Raw genomic sequence first — 21,755 nt, 5'->3', positions numbered from 1 at the left:
GCGTCGCGGCGCGGCTTCACGCGGGCGAACTCAAGCGACCAGTGGCCGGACCTCCTCGGCGACGAACCGGAGGTAGGCGGCGGCATCCGGATCGTCGGCGGTGGTCTGGAGGACGACGGTGTCGGCGCCCGCCTCGGCCAGCGCGGTCACGGCTTCGGCGATCGCGTGCGCGTCACCCGCCACGCCCGCCTTCGGCGCGTGCGCCGGGGTGCGTTCGGCGGCCAGGCGCGCTTCGGCGTCCGGGCCGGTGACCGCCAGCAGGTTCGCCACCACGTGGTGGCGGTCGGTGCGCCCGGCCGCGGCACGTCCCTCGTCGATCAGCGTGCGCGCCGCACGGACGCCGTCGGCGTCGGTGATCGAATCCAGCAGGGTGCCGTCGGCCTGTTCCCCCGACAGCCGGATGGAGCGCGGTCCGCGCGCGCCCGCGTAGACCTTCGGCGGCGTGGCGGGCGGCCAGTCCAGCGCGACGGCGTCGAGCCGCACATAGCGGCCCGAGACGGTGACCCGCTCGCCGGCCAGCAGGGCGCGCAACGCGGCAACATACTCGCTCAGCAACGTCACCGGCGACTCGACGCGTGCGCCGACCTGCGCCATCCAGCTCTGCACGCCGTGGCCGACACCGAGGAGGAACCGGTCCGGGAACAGCCGGTGCAGCGTCGCCGCCTCCATCGCGGTGAGCGCGACGTTGCGCAGCGGCACCGGCAGCAGCCCGACTCCGACGCGCACTCGTTCGGTCCAGGCGAGCGCGGCCGCCGCGCCGGCGATTCCGCTCTCCAGGAAGCAGTCCTCCCACAGCCACAGCTCTTCCAGGCCCGTGGCCTCGGCCACACGGGCCGCCTCGCGCAGCAGTTCGGGCGGATTTTGCGGACGGAACACAGCACCGAGAACAGTCATCCCACTATTCCTACCGGCTGCGGATCTATCGAGCGCGGATAACCGGCGAGCGCGGCGGCATGTGCGGCCGGTCGGTTCGCGACGTCGATGGCGAACAGTTCGGTGACCTCACCCGAGGTGCGCTCAGGGCAGCTGCCGGGCGAGACGCGAGCCCGGCCGGTGCGGCGTCCAGCCGGTGCCCGTGATCCGTCCGGTGTGCACGAATTCGCCCCAGTGGCTGCGGGTTCGGCGGCCGAGCGCGTCGATCTCGCCCGCCGTGAGGGGCGCGAGCATCGGCGCGGCTCGCCAGGTGTCACCGTCGGCGAACAGCAGCGGTAGGTCGATGCAGTGGCAGGCGCCGTACGGATTCGCCGGATGGAGCTGTCCCATCCGGTAGCAGTACACGCGCGCCCCGGCGTCGGCCAGTTCGTCGGCGAAACGGAACAGTCCGTCCTCGAACGCTTTTCGCCCGATCAGCCGCTGGATCGCCACGTCGAGCCGGGCGCCCGTCACCGGCAGTCGCCGTAGTCTGCCGAAGACCGGATGCGGGCCACCGTAGAACGCCCGGGCCTCCTCGGCTGTGCAACCCAGCAGCACCGGCAGTTCGGTGGCCGTGTCCCGCACCGCATGCCGCCACGCGTGCTCGCCGGGCAGTGCGCCCGCATCGGCCACCGGCGAGAAGGGTGGTGCGGGATTCAGCGCGGCGGGCCCCGCTATCCGGCGGGCCGTCCGTGCCTGCGCGGCGAGCAGGTCGGCCACCGGTGCGGTACGCGGATCGGCGCCGAGTTCGGCGCGGAACATCGCCCCCACCCGCTCGGCCTGCCGGTGACTCCGGAACCCGACGCCGAAAGGCGCGCTCTGCACGATCGCCTGGGCGAACAAGCTCCTGGCCGCCGCGATGCCGAGCAGCGCGACGACCGACTGCGCGCCCGCGGACTGTCCCGCCAGGGTGACGCGCTCCGGATCGCCGCCGAACTCGGCGATGTTCTCCCGCACCCAGCGCAGCGCCGCGATCTGATCGTCCAGGCCGCGATTTCCGGCCGAGACACCCGGTGCGCGCAGGTACCCCAGCACACCGAGCCGGTAGCTCACCGACACCACCACGATGCCGGTCTCGCGCACGAGCCGGTCCGCGTCGTACAGGTTCCATTGGCCGCTGCCCGCGAGATAGGCGCCTCCGTGCAGCCAGATCAGCACCGGACAGCTGCCCGGTTCGGCACCTGCGGGGGCCGTGACGGTGACCGCCAGGCAGTCCTCCGACTGCGCCAGCGCCTCCGCCCGGCCCAGCACAACCTCGAGCCGTCCGGGCAGCTGCGGTGCTATGGCGTACCGGCGTGTCGCGTCGTACACCCCGTCCGGTGGCTCGACCGGCTCCGGCGGGCCGAACCGCTCGGCCCGGGCGTACGGGATGCCCCGGAACACCGCGACCCCGGCCCGGGACTCGCCTCGCCAGCGCCCGGAGGCCGCCATGACATGCTCCATGCCACTCTCGCTTTCCATCGCAAGACGACTTGCGATAGCTCCACGCTAAAGCCGCGTCCGACATGAACGCAAGTGGACTTGCGATAATCGCCGCATGGCTGATTCCCCCGGACAGATCCGCGGCGCACGTCTACGGAAAGCCGTGCTCGACGCGACCTCGGCCCGCATCGAGTCGGCGGGCATCGGCGCCGTGCGGATCGCCGACATCGCCGCGGACGCGGGCGTCCACGAGACCTCGATCTATCGCCGGTGGAAGACGCTGCCCCGGTTGCTTCTGGAGGCCCTGCTGTCCCGCGTGGCCGAAGAGATCCCGCTACCGGACACCGGATCGCTACGCGGCGATCTGGAGCGGTTCATGACCGATCTCATCCGTTTCGCGCGGACGCCTTCGGGCCGGGCTCTGATCCGCGGCAGTGTGATCACCGAGGCCGATCCGGAGGTGGAGGCGATCCGGCGCGAATTCTGGGTGCGGCGGCTGTCGGCGTCGGAAGAGATCGTCCGGCGGGCCATCGCCCGCGGCGACGTCGCGGCGACGGTGGATCCCCGGCTGACCGTGCTGACCCTGGGCGGCCTGGTCCATCTGCACGTCACGCAATTGGGCGGCGACCTGCCGCCCGGGCTGGCCCGCGACGCCGTCGATCTCATCCTCACCGGCATCACCCGTGCCGAATCCGCCGCCGGGCGCGACTCGGCCGGTGTCACCGGCAGCGGGACGGATGTTTCGGAATCTCTCAGGTAGGCCGACCATGATGACCGCTGTGGGCCGATCGCGGGGCAAGGTGGTCGGCGGATCTACGATCGAGGCGGCAGGAACCGTCCGGCGAGCGAAAGGCGTGGTGAGCGCACGGTGAGCAAAAACCAGGGTGGGAAGTCGAACCCGCTGCTGGCGGCGGAACGCGCCGACCGCAACCGCAAGATCTTGATCCAGGTGGCCGTCGCCGCCGTGCTCGTCGCGCTGATCGCGGCGATCGGCATCGGCATCGCGGTGAAGAAGGCCCGTAACGACGATCCCGGCCCCACCCCGGCCATCACGGCGACCGGCACCGCGAACGCGGGCGGCGTGCCCGGCTCGCTCACCGACAACGGCGCCGTCCGGATCGGCAAGCCGGACGCGAAGGTCACCGTGCGCGTCGTCGCCGACCTCCAGTGCCCCGCCTGCAAAGCCTTCGAGGCGGCCAACGGACAGGTGCTCGAGGACGCGGTGGCCAACGGCACCGCGGTCGTCGAATACAACATCATCGCCTTCCTGGACAAGGCCTCCACCACGCGGTACTCCACACGCGCGGCCAACGCCGCCTACTGTGTCGCCGAGGCCGACCCGTCGAAGTACCAGGCGTGGCTGCAGACGATGTTCGCGCAGCAACCGCCGGAGGGCGGCGCGGGCCTGACCGACGAGCAGCTGGTGCAGATCGCCAAGAGCGCCGGCTACACCGACGACGCGGTCGCCCAGTGCATCACCGACCACAAGTTCGACAAGTACATCCAGGCCCGCACCAAGGACGTGCTGGAAAGCGGTATCCAGTCGACGCCCTCGGTGTTCGTGAACGGCAAGAAGGTCGAGTCCAGCCAGGAGATCTTCGGCACCGGCGGCCTCGCACCCGCGATCAACGCCGCCGCGGGCCGATGATCACCGCGGGACCCCGGGCCGCCTGGGTCCTGTTGATCGGCGGGCTGGCCGGCTGGCTGGCCGCGGTGGCACTGACCGTGGAACGGTTCAAGCTGCTGACCGATCCCGGCTACACACCGTCGTGCAGCATCAACCCCATCCTGTCCTGCGGGTCGGTGATGGTGACCGACCAGGCCGCGGTCTTCGGGTTCCCGAACCCTCTGATGGGCATCGTCGCGTTCTCGGTCGTCGTGACGCTCGGCGTGCTGTCGGTGGCCGCGGTCGGTTTCCCGCGCTGGATCTGGGGCGGACTGTGGCTGGGCACGCTGCTCGGGGTCGGCTTCGTCTGCTGGCTGATCTTCCAGAGCCTGTACCGGATCAACGCGCTGTGCCCGTACTGCATGGTGGTCTGGGCGATCGTCACACCGTTGCTCGCGGTGACCACCGACCAGCTGTGGGGCGGCTCCCGGGGGCCGCTGGGCGTGCTCGCCGAATGGCGGTGGACGATCGTCGCGCTGTTCTTCGCGGTCGTGCTGCTGCTGGTGTTCCTGCGCTTCCAGGACTACTGGCTGTCGCTGGTCTGATCCGGCTCAGTTCGGCGGGCCCGCGACCAGCGCCACCGGCACCGTGCGCGCGCCGCCCGCGCCGGTGACGCCCAATCGCACCGTGTCGTTGGGTTTGCGCTTGTTCAGTGCGGCGCGCAGGGCTTGGGCGCTGGTGACCATGCGGTCGTCGACGGAGGTGATGACGTCCCCGGCGGCCAGACCGGCGGTATACGCGGGCATGCCGTAGATCGCCACGTCCACCCGCGCGCCCGTCCCGACCGGCAGCGCGTTGGAGATGAGCACGCCGAGGGTGGCCGTGGGGCCGATGTGCACGGTGTCGGTGGGCGTCCCCGAGCGGATCTGCTGGACCACCCGCATCGCGGCGTCGATCGGCACCGCGTACCCGTTCGCCGGATGGTCTGCCGGGCGCGCCCCGTCGCCCGAGGCCGCGGCGATGACACCGACCACCGAGGCGTTGCGATCGACCAGGGCTCCGCCGGACTGTCCCGGCGTGACCGCCGCGGCGACCTCCAGCATCCCGCTGAGCGCTTTGCGGGACAGATCGGCGGTGTTGACCGCGACGATCGCGCTGTCCAAGTCGGTGAGGGGGCCGTGCACCGCGGTCGGCGTTCCGCCGGTTCCGCCCGCGTTGCCGATCGCGACGAGTTCCTCCCGCAGCCGCAATCCCGCCGAACTGCCGATATGCGCGGTCGGCAGCCCGGCGGCGGCCAGGTCGAGCAACGCGATGTCGGCCTCGGCGTCGTAGCCGAGTACCACCGCGTCGTAGACCTTGCCGTCGCCCACGTCGGTGACCGTCACGGTGTCCGCGCCCTTGACCACGTGATGGCTGGTGAGCACCTCTCCGTCGGCGGTCAGGACGATGCCGGATCCCGCCGCACCCGGCCCCGATCGTTCGGCCGAGGCGTTGATGTTGACCAGCGCGGGCCGCACCGCCGCGGTGACCATGCCGGGGTCCAGCGGCGCGGGCGGAGCGAATGCGACCGAAGCCGCGGTCCCGGCGGGGTCGTGCGGGGCGGGGTCCGGCAGATCGGCGCGATATCCGAGGAATGCCGTGACCGCGAGCACGAGGGTGAGGACCGACACGAACACCCGGCCACCGCGCGGTGTGCGCCGCGCCCCGGTCCATTGCTGCCGTTGTTCGTCCATGGCTCTCCCGCCTCGGCCGAAACCGCTCACCGATTCCATTGTCGCCGGAGAACGCCGCCGAAGATCATCGAACGCTGGACCGCGCCGGAAAAAGGCCCTCGAGCGTGCCTTTCTCGTGTCACAGTTGGCAACGGCACCCATGCGACGGTAGGCATGTCTTCATGAGCACCGCCGCCGCCTACGCCCTGTCCACCTCCGACGGCTCGTTCGAGAAGGTCACGATCCAACGCAGGGACCTGGGTCCGCACGACGTGCTGATCGACATCAAGTTCGCGGGCATCTGTCACTCCGACATCCACACCGCCCGCGACGAGTGGGGCCGGACCCGCTACCCCTGCGTGCCGGGGCACGAGATCGCGGGCGTGGTCGCGGCGGTCGGATCCGCGGTCACCAGGCATGGGGTCGGCGACCGTGTCGGCGTCGGCTGCATGGTCGATTCCTGCGGGGTCTGCGGGCCGTGCCTGGCCGACGAGGAGCAGTACTGCGCCGTGGGCGCGACGATGACCTACAACACCGCGGTCGACCCGGCGGTGCAGCCCGGCGGGCACACCCTCGGCGGGTACTCCACGCAGATCGTGGTGACCGAGAACTTCGTGGTCGCCATCCCCGAAGGGATCGGCTTGGACGTGGCCGCGCCGCTGCTGTGCGCGGGCGTCACGGTGTACTCGCCGCTGCGGCACTGGGGCGCCGGACCGGGCAAGAAGATCGCGGTCATCGGCATGGGCGGGCTCGGCCACGTCGGGGTGAAGCTCGCGGCCGCCATGGGCGCCGAGGTCACCGTGCTGAGCCATTCGCTGAGCAAGCAGGACGACGGCAAGCTCTTCGGCGCCAGTGGTTACTACGCGACCAGCGACAAGCAGACCTTCCGCGAGCTGCGCGGCCGGTTCGACCTGATTCTCAACACCGTCTCGGCGGACCTGCCCATGGGCGACTACATGCGCCTGCTGAACCTGGACGGCACCCTGGTGATCCTCGGCCTTCCCGACAACCCGGTGAGCGTCAGGCCGTTCGATCTCGCGGGGTACCGCCGTTCGCTGGCAGGTTCGATGATCGGCGGTATCGCCCAGACCCAGGAGATGCTGAACTTCTGCGCCGAGCACGGCATCGGCGCCGAGATCGAACTCATCGCCGCCGACGAGATCGACGGCGCCTACGACCGGGTGGTGGCCAGCGACGTGCGCTACCGATTCGTCATCGACGTCTCAACCATGTGAGCCTGCTCGCCGCACCGGCGCGGCCCCGCGTCGTCCGGCCGCGAACCGGTCGCGGCGTGGGTACCTTGGCGGTGTGCCTGTGCAGGACGACGACGAGACGCCACCCGCCAACGGCGCGCGGGACATGCCCTCGTGGCTGCCGCGTGCGTTCCTGCTGGCCGCGGCGACGATCACCGGGTTGCTGGCGGCGTTCTGGGTGCTGGAGCGGCTGCAGGGCCTGCTGACGGTTCTGCTGGTCTCGCTGTTCCTCGCCTTCGCGATCGAGCCCGCGGTGAACTGGCTGGCGCGGCGCGGCATGCGGCGGGGTCCCGCAACCGGATTGGTGTTCCTCGGGCTGACGGCTCTCGTGGTCGCCTTCCTCTGGACGCTGGGGGCGCTGCTGGTCGAGCAGGTCACCACCTTGGTGAAGAACGCCCCCGAATACGCCGATCGGGGCGTGGAGTGGATCAACCACACCTTCCACCAGGATCTGTCGAGTACGGACATCCAGAAGTACGCCACCGACTGGAGTTCGACCCTGGAGGGCTACCTCACGGGGTTGGCGGGCAACGTCTGGGGCATCGGCACCGCCGCGATCGGCGCGCTCTTCCAGGGGCTCGGCATCTTGCTGTTCACCTACTACTTCGCCGCCGACGGCCCCCGGATCCGCACCGCCGTCTGCTCGCTGCTGCCGCCGCGGCGCCAGCGGCACGTGTTGCGCGCCTGGGACATCGCGGTGGAGAAGACCGGCGGATACATCTTCTCGCGGGGCCTGCTCGCGCTGATCTCGACGCTGGCGCATTACGTGATGTTGCGGATCCTGGACGTGCCGTCCGCGTTCGCCCTCGCACTGTGGGTCGGCGTGGTCTCCCAGTTCATCCCCACGGTCGGCACCTATCTCGCCGGTGCGCTGCCGGTGATCGTCGGGCTGGTGCACGGGCCGAGCACCGCGCTGTGGATTCTCGGGTTCATCGTGCTCTACCAGCAATTCGAGAACTACGTACTGCAACCGCGCATCACCGCGACCACCTTGGACATGCACGCGGCCGTCGCTTTCGGCGCGGTGCTGGCGGGCGCGGCGCTGCTCGGCGCGACCGGCGCACTGCTCGCCATTCCGGTCACCGCGACGGTGCAGGCGTTCGCCGGCGCCTATATCCGCCGCTACGACGTCGAGGCCGACGTGGAGCGCGGGGGGGCACCCAAACGCCGCCGTAAGTTCGGCAGGCAGTGGATGCTTCGGCGGACCGGCCGTCACGAGCCGCCGGCGGAATGAGCCGAGCGCGCAGCTAGACGGCGCGGACCGTGGCCAACGTACGCCTCAGCGCCTGACCCACCTGCCGCAGCTGCGCCCGGCTGTAGCGCGCGGTGTCGTACTCCACCTGAGTGGTCATCCGGTCGCCGACGGTGAACACGGTCAGCTTCGGCGAGCAGCGCGAACGCGGATCTGCCGTCGGCGCGGTGCTGCGCGCGCTGATCGGCGGTCTCATGGCCCAGTGGTTGGTCGACCCCGAACACGCGCCGTCTCCCGACGACCTGATCGCCGGATTGCGCACGCTCGCCAGCGCGATCAGCGCCGACTGAACCGTCCCGCGCCCGGCGTATCGCACGCCATGGGTAGCCAGGGATCGCGCGCCGATGTAGAACTTCTCGGAAACGATTCGCACCGACTCCGGTGCCGAAGGCTGGATGGGAACAATGCTGAAGCGGCCGCCGGACCTGGCCTTCGACCTCGGCAAGATGCACCGCAGGCGCAACGACGTGGCGGCCGCGCGCGAGGCGTTCCAGATCGCCATCGCCTCCGGCCATCCGAACTGGGCGCCGCTGGCCGCCGCGGAGCTGGGCGGACTGCTCAGCGCGGTGGGCGACAAGCCGGCCGCGGAAGGCGCGTACCACGTCGCGGTCGATTCCGGTCATGAAGACGCGGCGCCGCGCGCGGCCTACAACCTCGGCCTGCTGTTGGCCGAACGCGGCGATACCGCGGCGGCCGAAGCGATGTACGAGCGCGCCGCCGAATCCGGCCATCCCGACGCCGCGCCGCGGGCCTGGATCAACCTCGGTTATTCCCGTGCCAAGCGCGGGGATTCGGACGCGGCGCGCACGGCCTACCGGCACGCGATCGACGCCGGTCCCGGCGACATCGCCCGGCTCGCGCTGTCCAACCTGGCCTACCTGCTGCGCACCGAGGACGACCTGGACGGTGTGAAAGCCGCCTACCGCGCGGTCATCGACGGCTGGCCCGCCGATCAATCGCTCATCGTCGCGGGTGACCTGGTCCAGCATCTCGGCGAGGCAGGCGATCTCGCGGGGGCCAGGGAGGTCAGCCGGTCGCTGGCCGAATCGGACGATCCCGCGGTCGCCGCGCGCGCCAGCTTAGACGTCGGGTTGTTCAGCGAGCGGCTCGGCGAGCCGGACGTGGCGCTGGCGGCCTTCCAGCGCGCGCTCGACTCGACGGACGCCGAAGCTCGGGTCCGCGCGGCGGCCGCGCTCGCACCGATCTATCACGAACGCGCCGCGACCGTGCTGCGCGAGACGGATTGGGCGGGGCTGGCGCACGCCGACGGACCCGCGGTCGACGCTCCGGCCATGCTCGCCGATCTGATCGGCCCGACCGTCGAGGACCAGGTGCGCGGCATCGTCTTCCTCTTCTCCGCCGTCCTGCACCAGGGATCGATCTACTCCGTCACTGCGCCCGCCGCCGAGGTCGTGCTCGGCGCCCTGCTGCACGAGCGCACCGACGTGACCTATGCCCGCGCCTGGGTGCGCGAGCCGCAACCGCTGCGTTTGGAGCTGCTCAACTGGCTGCACGAGGTGATGGCCACCGCGGCATGGCAATCCGCCGCCGAGGACGACGCCGAACTCACCGCGGCCGACCGCGCCGCCGCCGCGGCCTGCTTGGCGCTGCTGCCGCGCGTGCGTGCCGCGACATCGGCCGCACTGGCCATGGCCGAGGCCGAGGCGGTGGCCAACGCCGCCACCGAAGTGCTCGCGACGCTGAGCGCGCTGCCCACCGTCAGCGGGTGATCGCTCCGAGCACCGCCGCGACCGACTGCTCGACGAGTTCGTCGGTCAGCGGCAGGTGCCCGAACAATGCCCGGTAGTAGATCGGCTCGGCGACCGCGTCCAGCACGAAATCCAGATCGATGCCGGGGTCCACTTCGCCGCGTGCGACGGCAGATCGCAACGCGGCGGCCGTGGTCCGCCGTCGCGGTTCGAAGACGGTGCTCAGGAAGCCTTCGGTGCGCGGTCTTACTCCGCGGAGTCCACCCGCCTGCGGATGCGACGCGCCGCGGCGACCATGTTCCGCAGCGACGGTTCGAGCTGCCAGTAGTGCCGGGTCTTCAGACCCCCGTCGGGATTGGCCCACAACCGCTGCGGCGTCACGGCCGCGGCCGCGGCGGTGAGCAATTCGTCCAGTTCGTCGATGTCCGGGATGCGCGCCGACCGGCTCTCGTACACGCCGGGGCCGACGCCGTGGCTCAGGCCGTGCCCGGAGGCGCAATCCTCCTTCAGCGCCCGCAGCACCCACTCGATCGAGCGGGTCGCCACGATGGCGGTGACGTCGGCGTCGAGCTGCTCGATCGCCTCGACCACCTCGGCACGGCCGGAATAGCCGATGTGCGTGTGGATCTGGGTCTCCGCCCGCACCCCGGAGGTCGCCAACCGGAACGCGCCGATCGCCCAACGCAGGTACTCCGCGCGGCCCTCCGGCCGCAGCGGCAGCATTTCCCGGATCGCGGGCTCGTCGACCTGGATGATCGCGATGCCCGCCTTCTCCAGGTCCACCACCTCGTCACGGATGGCCAGCGCCACCTGGTCGGCGGTCTCGTGCAGCGGCTGGTCCTGCCGGACGAAGGAACGGGCGATCATGGTGACCGGACCGGTGACCATGCCCTTGACCGGCTTCTCGGTGAGCGACTGCGCGTAGGTGATCCACTCGACCGACATCGGCGCGGGGCGGGAGACGTCACCGTAGATGATCGGCGGCCGCACACACCGCGACCCGTACACCTGCACCCAGCCGAAATGGGTGGTCGCGAAGCCGTCGAGCAGCTCGGCGAAGTACTGGATCATGTCGTTGCGCTCGTGCTCGCCGTGCACCAGCACGTCCAGGCCGATGTCCTCCTGCAGCCGGATCGTCGCCTCGATCTCGGCTTCGATCCGCTTGCGGTACTCCTCGTAGGACAACCGGCCCTGACCGAGTTCGTAACGCGCCTGACGGATCCGGGCGGTCTGCGGGAACGAGCCGAGCGTGGTGGCGGGCACCGGCGGCAGGTTCAGCTTGCGCTGCTGGGCTTCCCGGCGCACCTCGTAGGGCTCCCGCGAGCGCATGTCCGGGGTGACCGCGTAGACCCGCTGCCGCACCGCGTGCTTCTGCTTGAAGTGCACCTCGGTGGGCCGTTTGCGCCACTTGTCCGACGGGCCTTCGGTGAGGGCCTTGGCGAGCGAGACCACCTCGCCGACCTTCTGTTTCGCGAACGCCAGCCGGTCGGCGACGTGGCCCTCGATGTCGTATTCGATCAGCAGGTCGTAGGGCACGTGCAGCAGCGTGGTCCCGGTGGAGACGACCAGATCCGGGCACACCTGGGCCAGCTCGTTGAGATATTCCAGCGTGACGTAGCGGTCCGCGCGCCAGACGTTGCGTCCGCTGATCACGCCCGCGTACAGGCGCTTGCGACGGATGCCGGGCACCTCGGCGAGGTCCTCGGGACGTATCCGGTGGCTGGCCAGGTCCAGGCCGATCGCCTCGACGTTGGTGCCCGCGAGGATGGTCAGCGCCTCACCGAAATCGCCGTACTGGCCGGTGACCAGGATGCGCGGGCGCAGCGGAGCCTTGCCCAACCGGTGATAGGCCGCCTCGAACGCGGCCAGCTCGGCGGGCGTGCGCTCGCTGGTGAACGCGGGCTCGTCCAGCTGCACGCAGGTGGCGCCGCGCTTGGCGAGGATCTCGAACAGCTCCTCGTAGACCGGCAGCAGCTTGTCCAGCAGGCTCAGCGTGTCGAATCCGCCCGACTCGCCGGGGATGTGGCCCGCCTTGGCCAACAGCAGCAACGACACCGGGCCCATCACGACCGGCCGCAGTTCGATGCCGACCGCCTTCGCGCGATCGAATTCGTCGAGCAGCGCCTCGGGATGCAGCGAGAACTCGGTGTCGGCGTCCACTTCCGGCTGGCGGTAGTGGTAGTTCGTGCCGAAGAACCGGACCAGTTCCAGCGGCGGCAGGTCCGGACGGCCGCGCGCCATGAGGAAGTAGAAGTCCAGCGGATGCAGGCCCTCGCGGTACGGCTCGAACCGCCTCGGCACCGCGCCGAACAGCAGCGCGTTGTCCAGCACGTGGTCGTAGAAGGAGAAGGTGTTGCCCGGCACCTGGGTCAGGCCCGTGGCGGCCAGCTCGTTGAACTGGGTCTCCTGGATCTCGCGGCCCACCGCCAGCAGTTCCTCGCGCTCGAGCGAACCGTGCCAGTAGGCCTCCAGCGCCCGCTTGAGCTCGCGGTGCGGCCCGATTCTGGGATAGCCGAGGATGCTCGACCCGTAGCCGTCGGTCACGTTCACCATGAGCGGGATACCTTCTTTCGATCACCTGCGCGGCCCTTGCCGAGATCGACGGATCGATCCGGCGCTGCGCTCCGGATACCCAGCCGAACCGTCGCCATGGCCCGGCTGTTGTGCAGCTTATGCCGATTGCCCTCACCGGCTCGGCGACACCGACTTCTGGTCGGCTCCGCATCGAGGTCGGGCGGTGCCGTTTCCTAACTACCCTCGCGTTACTACCCTCGCGTTCCGCACCGGCACGGGGCCGTGCATCGATCGATCCTCCGATGCTCTTCTTCCCGTCCCGTCGGGTGCGAGTCTTACGAGCACCGTTCGCGGCCCGTCTCGCGTCCGAGCGTCCGTCGCGCATGCGCCGCAGGCGCGAGCGGCGGACGCTCGGACGCGAGACTCCCAGGGGCCGCGAACACGCAGCGCCGCAGGCGCTGCAAAATCAACACAGCAAATCAGGCCCGGTACTGGTAGAAACCCGCGCCGGTCTTCTTGCCGAGCAGTCCCGCCTCCACCATGCGCATGAGCAGCGGCGGCGCGGAGTACAGCGGCTCCTTGAACTCGCCGTACATCGAGTCGGCGATGGACTTCACGGTGTCGAGGCCGACCAGGTCGGTCAGCGCCAGCGGGCCCATCGGGTGGGCGCAGCCGAGCACCATCGCCTTGTCGACGTCCTCCTTGGTGGCGAAACCGGACTCGACCATGCGGATCGCCGACAGCAGGTAGGGCACCAGCAGCGCGTTGACCACGAAGCCGGAGCGGTCGGCCGAGCGCACGACCTGCTTGCCGAGCACGTCGGCGGCGAAGGCCTCGGCCCGCTTGGAGACCGACTCGCTGGTCTTGAGCGTGGTGACCAGCTCGACGAGCGGCAGCACCGGGACGGGGTTGAAGAAGTGCATGCCGACCACGCGCTCCGGGTTCGCCGTGGCGACCGCGATCTTCATGATCGGGATGGAGGAGGTGTTGGAGGCCAGCACGGCCGAGGGATCGGTGACGACCTTGTCGAGTTCGGCGAAGATGCTCGTCTTGACCTTCTCGTCCTCGAGCACCGCCTCGACCACCAGCTGGCGGTCGGCGAAGTCGCCGAGGTCGGAGGTGAACCGCAGACGCCAGGCCGCCTGTTCGCGTTCGCGCTCGGTGATCTTGCCGCTGCTGACGCCACGATCGAGGGACCGCAGGATGCGCGCGCGGCCCGCCGCGGCCAGTTCCCGGGTCTGCTCGTACACCAGTACGTCGACGTGCGCCCTGGCACACACCTCCGCGATTCCTGCGCCCATCTGGCCGGCGCCGATGATGCCGACGCGTTGGATCTTTTCGCTGCTCACGTCCCGCTCCTGCTGGGTTGTCTGGCTCTGGGGTGGCTGGTCTGCGAAGGTGTCGCTCCGGTGTGAGCGCGCCCTTCGATGGTCCAAGGTATAGGGATGCCCTCCCCGCCGGGGCTGTTCAGCGGGGAGGGCAGTACACCCCTACCGGAGTAGAGGATTGTCGGTTTTCACGTCGGGAACCTCACTTCCCTCGGCAAGCACCTGATGTGTTTTCGAGTGCCCCGCGCGTCGTTTCTCTGCGCGGTCCACGACGCGCGGGGCATTCGACCAGCCGCGCCCGGGGCGCGGCCCGTCAACTCAGTGGAACTGGCCCTCTTCGGTGGAGCCCTTGAGCGCCGCGGTGGAGGTGTTCGGGTCGACCGTGGTGGCGATGGTGTCGAAGTAGCCCGCGCCGACCTCACGCTGGTGCTTGATGGCGGTGAAGCCACGCTCGGCGGCGGCCTTGAACTCGCGCTCCTGCAGGTCGACGAAGGCGGTCATGCCCTCGCGGGCGTAGCCGTAGGCCAGGTCGAACATGCCGTAGTTGAGCGAGTGGAAGCCGGCCAGGGTGATGAACTGGAACTTGAAGCCCATCGCGCCGAGCTCACGCTGGAACTTCGCGATGGTCGCGTCGTCCAGGTGGGCCTTCCAGTTGAAGGACGGCGAGCAGTTGTAGGCCAGCAGCTGGTCCGGGAACTCGCCACGGACGGCCTCGGCGAACTTGCGCGCGACCTCGAGGTCCGGCACGCCGGTCTCCATCCAGATGAGGTCGGCGTAGGGGGCGTAGGCCTTGGCACGCGCGATGCAGGGCTCGATGCCGTTCTTCACACCGAAGAAGCCCTCGGGGGTGCGGGTGCCGTCCAGGAACTCACGGTCGCGCTCGTCCACGTCCGAGGTGATCAGGGTGGCGGCCTCGGCGTCGGTGCGGGCGATGATCACCGACGGCACGTCGGCGACGTCGGCGGCCAGACGCGCGGAGGTCAGGGTGCGGATGTGCTGCTGGGTCGGGATCAGCACCTTGCCGCCCAGGTGGCCGCACTTCTTCTCGGAGGCCAGCTGGTCCTCCCAGTGCACACCGGCGGCGCCGGCGGCGATCATGGCCTTCTGCAGCTCGTAGGCGTTCAGCGCGCCACCGAAGCCGGCCTCGGCGTCGGCGACGATCGGCGCCAGCCAGTTGGAGACGGCGGTGTCGCCCTCGACCTTGGCGATCTCGTCGGCGCGCAGCAGCGCGTTGTTGATGCGGCGGACCACGGCCGGCACCGAGTTGGCCGGGTACAGCGACTGGTCGGGGTAGGTGTGGCCGGACAGGTTCGCGTCACCGGCGACCTGCCAACCCGACAGGTAGATGGCCTTCAGGCCGGCGCGGACCTGCTGGACCGCCTGGTTGCCGGTGAGGGCGCCGAGGGAGTTGATGTAGTCCTCGTTGTTGACGAGATCCCACAGGATCTCCGAGCCGCGGCGGGCGAGGGTGGCCTCCTCGACGACGGTGCCCTGGAGCTTCGACACCTGCTCCGCGGTGTAGTTACGGGTGACGCCCTTCCAGCGGGGGTTGGTGTCCCAATCCTGCTGGATTTCCGCGGCGGTCCTCGGGGTGCCGGTGGTCGACATCTGTGACTCCACTTCTTCGTTTGGTGCTGCCGCCCGGTCGAGCTACGAAGCAGCTCGTACTGCTGGAGCGGCAATTTGCAGGCTTGCTAGGCCCTTGGGGTGTACTTCCACACGATGGCACACGAAGAAATAGCCGTCTACCTGTTGTTAATGTGAATCTGAGCTAGGTTTTCAGCCCCCTTTGCTAACTCTGCAAAATTTGCCCCCGAATAGCAGTAGCGCAATCTACTAGCCGGTAGCCCTGACGTGGGGTTTTAGCGTAACGCTTGTACTGTTAGCGATCACCGGGCGGTCCCCCTTACCCCGACGCCACCATTCCCAACTGTGAGGACCTTCACACGGCCGCTGTGGCCTACGCCACCTCTCGATCGCGGGCTCCGATTCCGCCCCACCGCACGCGGCACAGAATGAAGTTCCGATCCCGAACGGGGTCCCTTCGTCTGCCCATCCGCGATAGCCGCTCCGCACACCACGCCGTCAGTCGGATTCCTCGGACCATCCCCATAGCCGGTGCCGTCGCGCGGAGTCCGGCGTGATGCGCCCGGCCGCGACCAACGCCGCGAAGGCGGCGCGCTTACGGGGGCAGTCGTGGTCGCGATGCAACTGCATGGCGCGATGAGCATCGGCGAGCGTGAACGACTGCTGCGGACGGTGACATGTCCACGCCTCCGGCCAGGTCACAGGCCGCAACGAACAACGGGCCCGGGCGGGACGGCGCGGGCGGGCGGGACGGCGCGGCCGCGCGATCGGCCAGACACACGCGACCCCGACCATGACGAACACGCCACCCCCGACCACGGCGATAATGCTGTGCACTATTTGCCACAAGCCCACGGCCGCTCGCCTTTCCCAGCACAGCCGTTGTCCAGGTCCGGTGCGGAAAGGCCGTCGAGCACTTGCTGAAGGGTCGCCACTCCCGGCATCTCTTCGAGCGCCGGTCCGCGCCCGCTGTGGTCGAGCGGGAAAGCGATACCGCGACGATGAGCACGTTCTCGCGGGCTGAACCGCTGCGGCACGATCCGGCCGCCCCGCACCAGCGTGCAGTAGGCGACCCACTTCCAGGCGCACCGCTCGATCCGGCAGGCACGATGACGCTGCATCTGCTGGTGCGCCAACTCGAGGTCAGCGGACGCGCAGACGCGCGCCGGAGCGACGATCACGTGTCGATTCGTCACGCCGCCCCCGCTCCTGCGGTCGGCGAAGTCTGCGCCGACCGCACCCAAGTGCTCTGCGGACAAACGGTTTCCAGATCGAAACCGACATCACAGACCAACGCGGGCCGGTTATCCACATGCCCGAGATCGAAAACCACGATCACCTCGACCGCGAGCCCTCTCGCGATCGTGAGCACGTACCCGACCGGATCGACGACGGCGGCCGGTGGGCGAACGGTGTAAACGTATCGGTAGCCGAGCGCGAGAGCATGCCGCAGCACCGCATCGGCATGCCGTAGCGCATCCGCACCGGACACGTCACTGCGAACGAGCCCGATCGCTTTCGGTACCTTCCGACTCGCGGCCGAGCGGAGACCCGGCCCGGCATCCACGACTTGCCTGTTCATCGATACCCCCAACATCTTCGTAGCGATTCGTCCGACCTGCGGCATCGGCGGGTTTCCTCGATCGAACCAGCCGCTTGGCGCACACCGAGTACAGCACCATTCAGCCCGAAAATGGACTGATAACAATATGATTGGACACAGATAGATTCACTCCAGATCAACTGGAATGACTGCCTAGCACTGCTGACGAAAGATGGGGGTTCGGATGGCAGCCCAGACGACGACTCTTCCGCGCAGACTGCTGGCTCGGCGCTTGCTCGAGCTGCGCGACAACGCCGGACTCACCAGGGACAAGGCGGCCAAGCTGTCCGAGATGAGTTCACAAACGTTGTGGCGCTTGGAGAACGGTCAGGTCGCGATGGTCAAGAAGATGGTGATCCGAGCGCTCTGCGACGTGTACGACGCGAGCGACGACGACCGGCAGGCGCTGCTCTGGCTGGCGGAAGAGGCACGCAAGACCGGCTGGTGGCAGTCCTACAGCGATGCGATGTTCCAAAACAAAGACCTCTTCGTCGTGCTCGAACAGGCTGCGCGCCGTGTCACATCGTTTCAACTGACGCTGATGCCGGGCTTGCTGCAGACAGCTGACTATCGGCGCGCGATGGCCCGAAGCTACATCCCGGCATTGACGAACGAAGAGATAGACCGACACATCGAACTTCTCATCAAACGACAAGCACGCCTCGACGAATCGCCGGACCACTTCGCTCTGGATGTACGGCTCAGCGAGGCGGCATTGCGCCACCACATCGGCGGAGCTGCCGTCATGGCGGCCCAGGCACATCACCTCGTGGAGCAAAGCCACCGCCCGAACGTATCCGTCAGGATCATTCCTCTGACCAGCGGTGACCACTTCGCGTTGGAGGCTCGTTCGTTCGTGTTTCTCGAGTTTCCGGAGCACCCAAATCCCGCACTGACCGAACAGCCTGTCGTCTACGTCGAGGGCTACACTGGGGCGCTGTACCTGGACAAACCCGACGAGATTGATCGGTATCGCATCGCGCGCTCGAATATCGAGCGGGCAGCGCTCGATGAGGCTGAGTCCAGGGCGTGGCTGGTGGCAATCGCAGAGGAGTACGAAGCTTGAGTGTCGACCTATCCTCGGCAGAGTGGTTCAAGAGCAGCCACAGCGGCACCGGCGGGGACTGCGTCGAAGTCGCACATCTCACCGGGGGCATGGTCGGCGTCCGCGACTCCAAGAACCCCACCGGACCAGCGTTGATCTTCACACCCTCCGAGTGGGATGCCTTCACAGCAACCATCGCCGGCGACGGGTTCGATTTCTCGGGGTGAGCACGCTTCCCCATAGACGACGCCGTCGCGGCACTACCCACCGCCGACCCGGCCGCCGTCCAGGAGGTTCACGGCACCGGCTGAGATTGCGTGGAGGTTGCGCACCTCGACGGGGGCATGGTCGGAGTACGTGATTCCAAGAACCCCACCGGCCCGGCGCTGGTCTTCCCTCCAGGCGCGTGGGACGCCGTCATCTCTGGCGTGCAGTACGGGCAGTTCCACCCGCCCGCCTGACCTCGGTTCTCGGAGTCGATGACGACGCCGGAAACACTGACGGAGTGCTTCGGCAGGTCAGCCGTCGATCCTCCAGCGAGTCGCAGTCCAGCCATTCCTCGCGGGCTGAACTTATCCCCTCGTCGAGATCAGCGTACATGTCGTTGCCGTGAGCCAGAGACCCACGCGGTCAATAGGTTTCAACCTTGACCATGCGGAAGTCGATACGCAACCCGAGTCGGGGATCTACCTCGGGATATACATCCGAGAAACAGGGGGAACGATGTACTCGATGCGCTTCTATTCAAATGTGCAGTTGTGGAAATTTCTCGGATCATTTCTGATCTTGTCCGCTGGATTGATTTTCAGCGTTGGAACGAGTGTTGCAAGCGCCGGTGTCGGCAGCTCGCGAGGTCAACGTTCATAACGTGCATCAATCGAAAGGTTCACCTGGCCTGATGGACGTCAAAGGAACGCTCATCTGCCAGGGTGATGTCGAACGCGCAGATGTGTTCATCTACTACGTCAAAGTGGACGGGGCGGAGTGGGTTCGTATCGAGAGCAGCATTGCCCAGAGAACGGTGCATTCGCCTACAGCTGGAAAGAAATATACCGTCATGTCGCAGAATGGAACTCCCTGCGCACCAGGGGAGTACATTGGAGTAGCAGAAGGGTATCTCACCGTGGACGGGAAGACAACCAAGAACTATCAGAATGGGTTTGGGCCACGATCGACGGTGACCTGCTGATTCGCCGACAAAGAAAGAGGTGACCAGACTTCGTGGATGATTTCGATCATGTCATGTCGGACTTGTATTCGTGGCTGTCTACAGAGTACGGGACCGTCGGGCACATCTTTTTCGATGCAGGTTCGGATATCGTTACAGCGATTCCCAGAGGCGGATCGGGGTTATCCATCGCCTTGACCGAACAAGAGGAGGGGATTCGCGTTGATCTCGGACTCAATGTGTCGTTCCTGGCACCACGAGACGATCCGTTCGAGCTATCCGACATCCTCGTTATCGTGAAATCACTTATCGAGTCAGGGATTTCGATTTCGATTCCCATCAATCCGTTCGGGGAGCCGGTAATACGCTACACACTGGAATTCCAGAATGGCGTACTGAGCTCAAAGGTCCCAGGACATGATTACGTAGAATTCACAATCGGAGGTTAGCCGCCGTTCGACACTTCCCGATAAATTCAGCGCGGCATGAGCTCACTTCGATCGCATCGAACTATTCACGTCAACGAATGTGGTGCGGTTTACAACTTTGGGGCCTGGTTGAGCCGCCGCTGCCGCACTACGGAAACCGACTCGATTCAGATATCGGCCGAACCGATCGGTCGTCCGCGACGTCCAACCAAATCGGGACCGTCAATGACGGATCCGGACGACGACTGGGTGGGATGTTCGAATGGGCGTTGAACGACCGGCAGGTGTTCTCGCGCGAGTTCGACAAGCACGCGCCACGGAGGAAGCTCGGCGGACCGCCGACCCCCGATGGACGATGCGACGGGCTCTGACCGACTTCTTCACTGCCTGTGGGTATCACACGGTGTGGGAAGTGCCGGCGTCGACGGTATCGGCTGCCGCCCGCGACGTGGCTGCTCTGCTCGATGATGCAGAACAGCTGCACACCCACTCCGCCTATGAGGAGCTGTGTATCCGCTGTGCACGCGAGTTCGTGGTCGACTACGCGGCTGAATCGGATACGGACAGCGACGCGTTGGAAGCTGTGACACGCCAGGTTGTCGCACAGGTGATGGAGAAGTTCGGATTGACGGCGGGGCAGCCGCACGCGGGCCTCGCCTTCGTCTGCAAGCACCAAGCGGCGGCGGTGCTGGAACGCGTAGAGCGCCCCTATCTCGCGGCCGTCGCGATTCGAACGCTCCGCATCTACGAACCTGACGATCCGTTCGGCATTTGCGAGCCGATGCACGCGTGGTGCACCCAATGGGAGGATGAGCCCGACAATCGCGCCGCCATAGACGCCGCAATCACCACCGCGCTATCCGAATTTCTGACCCGGAACCCCCCTGACCGCAGTTCATGAGTGGCACACATGAGTGGCACATCAGCGAGGGGCCTTCTCGCGTTTTGCCGCAGCCGTGTGCCACTCGTCGGCTATCGAGCGGGCGGGGGGTGGGCCGAGTGCCAGTGGTGGGCTATGTCGATGCGGCGGGTGATCCAGACCTGGTCGTTGGACTGGATGTGGTCGAGTAGGCGTTCCAGGGCGGCGGTGCGGGCGGGGCGGCCGATGAGGCGGCAGTGCAGGCCGATCGAGAGCATCTTCGGACTGCCCTCCGCGCCTTCGCGATAGAGGACGTCGAAGGCGTCGCGGACGTGGGCGAAGAACTGTTCGCCGGTGGGGAAACCGGCGGGTGAGGCGAAGCGCATGTCGTTGGTGTCCAGGGTGTAGGGCACCACCAGGTGGTCGCGGTCGTGTACGCGCACCCAATAGGGCAGGTCGTCGGCGTAGGAATCCGCGTCGTAGGCGAAGCCGCCGTGCTCGACCACCAGTTCTCTGGTGTTCGGTGAGTCGCGGCCGGTGTACCAGCCCAGCGGCGGCGCGCCGGTCAGCTCGGTGAGGATGCGCACCGCCTCGGCCATGTGCGCGCGTTCGGTGTCGCGGTCGGTCAGCTGGTAGGACTTCCACCGCAGGCCATGGCAGGCGATCTCGTGGTCCAGTTCCCGGAAAGCGGCCACCGCCTCCGGGTTGCGTTGCAGAGCGCGGGCGACCGCGAAGACCGTCAGCGGCAGACCGCGACGCTCGAAGACGCGCAGCACTCGCCACAGCCCGGCGCGGGAGCCGTACTCGTAAAGCGACTCCATGCTCATATGACGGTTCGGGAACGCTTCGGCGGGCGTCATCTCCGAGAGGAAGGTCTCGGAGAAGTCGTCGCCGTCGAGCACGTTGTTCTCACCGCCCTCTTCGTAGTTGAGCACGAATTGCACCGCGATCCGCGCCTCACCCGGCCACCGCGGGTCCGGCGGGTTGGGGCCGTACCCGACGAAATCCCGTGCACCCTCGGCTGCTCGCCCCGAGTCCGCGCTGCTCACGATTGCACCTCCCCCACACTTGCCTGCCGCCTCCGCGCCTGCCCCCCGACTGCGCCCGATGGACACTCGGCCGCCACCACCAGATCTGCGCCCCTCACCACTGCGCCTCCCCCATACTCGCCTGCCCCCGATCGGCACTCGGCCGCCACCACCAGATCTGCGCCCCTCACCACTGCGACTCTCCCACAGTCACTTACCTCACGACTGCGGCCCGATCGACATCCGCCCGGCCCCAGGTCTGGACTGCTCACGACGGCACCTCCCCCACACTCGCCTGCCCCACGACTGCCCCCGATCGACGCTCGGCC

24 protein-coding genes are annotated in these 21,755 nt (G+C 67.9%); 14 read left to right on the top strand and 10 right to left on the bottom strand.

The features are described 5' to 3' along the window. Positions 1 to 30: 30 nt before the first annotated feature. The gene (locus GVY64_RS14375; RefSeq protein ID WP_159841531.1) at positions 31 to 894 is read right to left on the bottom strand and encodes an LLM class flavin-dependent oxidoreductase; all 864 of its coding nucleotides are present in this window, start codon (positions 892 to 894) and stop codon (positions 31 to 33) included. A gap of 123 nt (positions 895 to 1,017) precedes the next feature. After that, entirely contained in the window at positions 1,018 to 2,343 is a 1,326-nt protein-coding gene (locus GVY64_RS14370) for a carboxylesterase family protein (protein ID WP_236566829.1), read from the bottom strand. Between the two features lie 106 nt (positions 2,344 to 2,449). Here GVY64_RS14370 and GVY64_RS14365 point away from each other — a divergent pair, with 106 nt between their 5' ends. From GVY64_RS14365 to GVY64_RS14355, 3 genes are all read left to right on the top strand, one after another. Further along, entirely contained in the window at positions 2,450 to 3,094 is a 645-nt protein-coding gene (locus tag GVY64_RS14365; RefSeq protein ID WP_159841529.1) for a TetR-like C-terminal domain-containing protein, read from the top strand. 108 nt (positions 3,095 to 3,202) lie between these two features. Beyond that, on the top strand, positions 3,203 to 3,982 hold the full coding sequence (locus GVY64_RS14360) for a DsbA family protein (protein ID WP_236566828.1): 780 nt from the start codon (positions 3,203 to 3,205) through the stop codon (positions 3,980 to 3,982). Next, positions 3,979 to 4,545: a vitamin K epoxide reductase family protein gene (locus GVY64_RS14355; RefSeq protein ID WP_159841527.1), complete on the top strand. Its 567-nt coding sequence runs from the start codon at positions 3,979 to 3,981 to the stop codon at positions 4,543 to 4,545. The genes GVY64_RS14360 and GVY64_RS14355 overlap by 4 nt, the downstream gene beginning before the upstream one ends. Before the next feature lie 6 nt (positions 4,546 to 4,551). On the opposite strand, the gene GVY64_RS14350 is transcribed toward GVY64_RS14355, so the two are convergent. Next, on the bottom strand, positions 4,552 to 5,673 hold the full coding sequence (locus GVY64_RS14350; RefSeq protein ID WP_159841525.1) for a S1C family serine protease: 1,122 nt from the start codon (positions 5,671 to 5,673) through the stop codon (positions 4,552 to 4,554). A gap of 161 nt (positions 5,674 to 5,834) precedes the next feature. Between GVY64_RS14350 and GVY64_RS14345 the strand changes: the two genes are divergently transcribed. The 4 genes from GVY64_RS14345 to GVY64_RS14330 all read left to right on the top strand — a co-directional run bounded on the left by GVY64_RS14345 (position 5,835) and on the right by GVY64_RS14330 (position 9,887). Then, the gene (locus GVY64_RS14345) at positions 5,835 to 6,887 is read left to right on the top strand and encodes an NAD(P)-dependent alcohol dehydrogenase (RefSeq protein ID WP_159841523.1); all 1,053 of its coding nucleotides are present in this window, start codon (positions 5,835 to 5,837) and stop codon (positions 6,885 to 6,887) included. A gap of 73 nt (positions 6,888 to 6,960) precedes the next feature. Continuing rightward, positions 6,961 to 8,139 (top strand): AI-2E family transporter, encoded by a 1,179-nt coding sequence (locus GVY64_RS14340; protein ID WP_236566827.1) that lies wholly within the window; start codon positions 6,961 to 6,963, stop codon positions 8,137 to 8,139. A gap of 131 nt (positions 8,140 to 8,270) precedes the next feature. Then, the gene (locus GVY64_RS14335) at positions 8,271 to 8,447 is read left to right on the top strand and encodes a hypothetical protein (RefSeq protein ID WP_159841521.1); all 177 of its coding nucleotides are present in this window, start codon (positions 8,271 to 8,273) and stop codon (positions 8,445 to 8,447) included. 105 nt (positions 8,448 to 8,552) lie between these two features. Further along, positions 8,553 to 9,887 (top strand): tetratricopeptide repeat protein, encoded by a 1,335-nt coding sequence (locus GVY64_RS14330; RefSeq protein WP_159841519.1) that lies wholly within the window; start codon positions 8,553 to 8,555, stop codon positions 9,885 to 9,887. Here the strand turns inward: GVY64_RS14330 and GVY64_RS38720 are convergent. The 6 genes from GVY64_RS38720 to GVY64_RS14300 all read right to left on the bottom strand — a co-directional run bounded on the left by GVY64_RS38720 (position 9,877) and on the right by GVY64_RS14300 (position 16,491). Further along, complete coding sequence (locus GVY64_RS38720) at positions 9,877 to 10,230, bottom strand: TetR-like C-terminal domain-containing protein (RefSeq protein ID WP_159841517.1); 354 nt, start codon at positions 10,228 to 10,230, stop codon at positions 9,877 to 9,879. The two genes, GVY64_RS14330 and GVY64_RS38720, sit on opposite strands and share 11 nt — an antisense overlap. Beyond that, on the bottom strand, positions 10,113 to 12,419 hold the full coding sequence (gene metE / locus GVY64_RS14320) for a 5-methyltetrahydropteroyltriglutamate--homocysteine S-methyltransferase (RefSeq protein ID WP_159841515.1): 2,307 nt from the start codon (positions 12,417 to 12,419) through the stop codon (positions 10,113 to 10,115). Before metE ends, GVY64_RS38720 begins: the two co-directional genes overlap by 118 nt. Before the next feature lie 440 nt (positions 12,420 to 12,859). Beyond that, positions 12,860 to 13,729: a 3-hydroxybutyryl-CoA dehydrogenase gene (locus tag GVY64_RS14315; protein ID WP_159841513.1), complete on the bottom strand. Its 870-nt coding sequence runs from the start codon at positions 13,727 to 13,729 to the stop codon at positions 12,860 to 12,862. Positions 13,730 to 14,026: 297 nt separating this feature from the next. Next, positions 14,027 to 15,316, bottom strand: coding sequence for an isocitrate lyase (aceA, locus tag GVY64_RS14310; protein WP_159841511.1), 1,290 nt, complete (start codon positions 15,314 to 15,316; stop codon positions 14,027 to 14,029). Positions 15,317 to 15,793: 477 nt separating this feature from the next. After that, on the bottom strand, positions 15,794 to 15,997 hold the full coding sequence (locus GVY64_RS14305) for a hypothetical protein (RefSeq protein WP_159841509.1): 204 nt from the start codon (positions 15,995 to 15,997) through the stop codon (positions 15,794 to 15,796). 134 nt (positions 15,998 to 16,131) lie between these two features. Then, complete coding sequence (locus GVY64_RS14300) at positions 16,132 to 16,491, bottom strand: hypothetical protein (RefSeq protein WP_159841507.1); 360 nt, start codon at positions 16,489 to 16,491, stop codon at positions 16,132 to 16,134. 116 nt (positions 16,492 to 16,607) lie between these two features. Between GVY64_RS14300 and GVY64_RS14295 the strand changes: the two genes are divergently transcribed. The 7 genes from GVY64_RS14295 (at position 16,608) to GVY64_RS14265 (ending at position 20,440) form a co-directional block, all read left to right on the top strand. Then, positions 16,608 to 16,769: a hypothetical protein gene (locus tag GVY64_RS14295; protein ID WP_159841505.1), complete on the top strand. Its 162-nt coding sequence runs from the start codon at positions 16,608 to 16,610 to the stop codon at positions 16,767 to 16,769. A 313-nt stretch (positions 16,770 to 17,082) separates the two neighbouring features. After that, entirely contained in the window at positions 17,083 to 17,964 is an 882-nt protein-coding gene (locus GVY64_RS14290) for a helix-turn-helix domain-containing protein (protein ID WP_159841503.1), read from the top strand. After that, entirely contained in the window at positions 17,961 to 18,170 is a 210-nt protein-coding gene (locus GVY64_RS14285; RefSeq protein ID WP_159841501.1) for a DUF397 domain-containing protein, read from the top strand. Before GVY64_RS14290 ends, GVY64_RS14285 begins: the two co-directional genes overlap by 4 nt. 90 nt (positions 18,171 to 18,260) lie before the next feature. After that, entirely contained in the window at positions 18,261 to 18,404 is a 144-nt protein-coding gene (locus tag GVY64_RS14280; RefSeq protein ID WP_236566825.1) for a DUF397 domain-containing protein, read from the top strand. A 350-nt stretch (positions 18,405 to 18,754) separates the two neighbouring features. After that, positions 18,755 to 19,132 carry a hypothetical protein gene (locus GVY64_RS14275; RefSeq protein ID WP_159841499.1) on the top strand — a complete coding sequence of 126 codons (378 nt, stop codon included), beginning with the start codon at positions 18,755 to 18,757 and terminating at the stop codon, positions 19,130 to 19,132. A 32-nt stretch (positions 19,133 to 19,164) separates the two neighbouring features. After that, on the top strand, positions 19,165 to 19,560 hold the full coding sequence (locus tag GVY64_RS14270) for a hypothetical protein (RefSeq protein WP_159841497.1): 396 nt from the start codon (positions 19,165 to 19,167) through the stop codon (positions 19,558 to 19,560). Positions 19,561 to 19,951: 391 nt separating this feature from the next. Further along, positions 19,952 to 20,440: a hypothetical protein gene (locus tag GVY64_RS14265; protein ID WP_159841495.1), complete on the top strand. Its 489-nt coding sequence runs from the start codon at positions 19,952 to 19,954 to the stop codon at positions 20,438 to 20,440. 71 nt (positions 20,441 to 20,511) lie between these two features. On the opposite strand, the gene puuE is transcribed toward GVY64_RS14265, so the two are convergent. After that, positions 20,512 to 21,447: an allantoinase PuuE gene (gene puuE, locus GVY64_RS14260; RefSeq protein ID WP_159841493.1), complete on the bottom strand. Its 936-nt coding sequence runs from the start codon at positions 21,445 to 21,447 to the stop codon at positions 20,512 to 20,514. Positions 21,448 to 21,755: the final 308 nt, after the last annotated feature.

Source organism: Nocardia sp. CY41 (assembly GCF_009829325.1).
Classification (GTDB): domain Bacteria; phylum Actinomycetota; class Actinomycetes; order Mycobacteriales; family Mycobacteriaceae; genus Nocardia.
The sequence above is the reverse complement of the archived record's forward strand: the minus strand, read 5'-3'. Positions and strand labels throughout refer to the sequence as shown.

Coding starts and splice junctions, on each gene's coding strand:
- GVY64_RS14295 (WP_159841505.1), top strand. CDS start 16,608: ATGCCCGAGATCGAAAACCACGATCACCTCGACCGCGAGCCCTCTCGC.
- GVY64_RS14345 (WP_159841523.1), top strand. CDS start 5,835: ATGAGCACCGCCGCCGCCTACGCCCTGTCCACCTCCGACGGCTCGTTC.
- GVY64_RS14355 (WP_159841527.1), top strand. CDS start 3,979: ATGATCACCGCGGGACCCCGGGCCGCCTGGGTCCTGTTGATCGGCGGG.
- aceA (WP_159841511.1), bottom strand. CDS start 15,316: ATGTCGACCACCGGCACCCCGAGGACCGCCGCGGAAATCCAGCAGGAT.
- GVY64_RS14375 (WP_159841531.1), bottom strand. CDS start 894: ATGACTGTTCTCGGTGCTGTGTTCCGTCCGCAAAATCCGCCCGAACTG.
- metE (WP_159841515.1), bottom strand. CDS start 12,419: ATGGTGAACGTGACCGACGGCTACGGGTCGAGCATCCTCGGCTATCCC.
- GVY64_RS14365 (WP_159841529.1), top strand. CDS start 2,450: ATGGCTGATTCCCCCGGACAGATCCGCGGCGCACGTCTACGGAAAGCC.
- GVY64_RS14350 (WP_159841525.1), bottom strand. CDS start 5,673: ATGGACGAACAACGGCAGCAATGGACCGGGGCGCGGCGCACACCGCGC.
- GVY64_RS14370 (WP_236566829.1), bottom strand. CDS start 2,343: ATGGCGGCCTCCGGGCGCTGGCGAGGCGAGTCCCGGGCCGGGGTCGCG.
- GVY64_RS14290 (WP_159841503.1), top strand. CDS start 17,083: ATGGCAGCCCAGACGACGACTCTTCCGCGCAGACTGCTGGCTCGGCGC.
- GVY64_RS14330 (WP_159841519.1), top strand. CDS start 8,553: ATGGGAACAATGCTGAAGCGGCCGCCGGACCTGGCCTTCGACCTCGGC.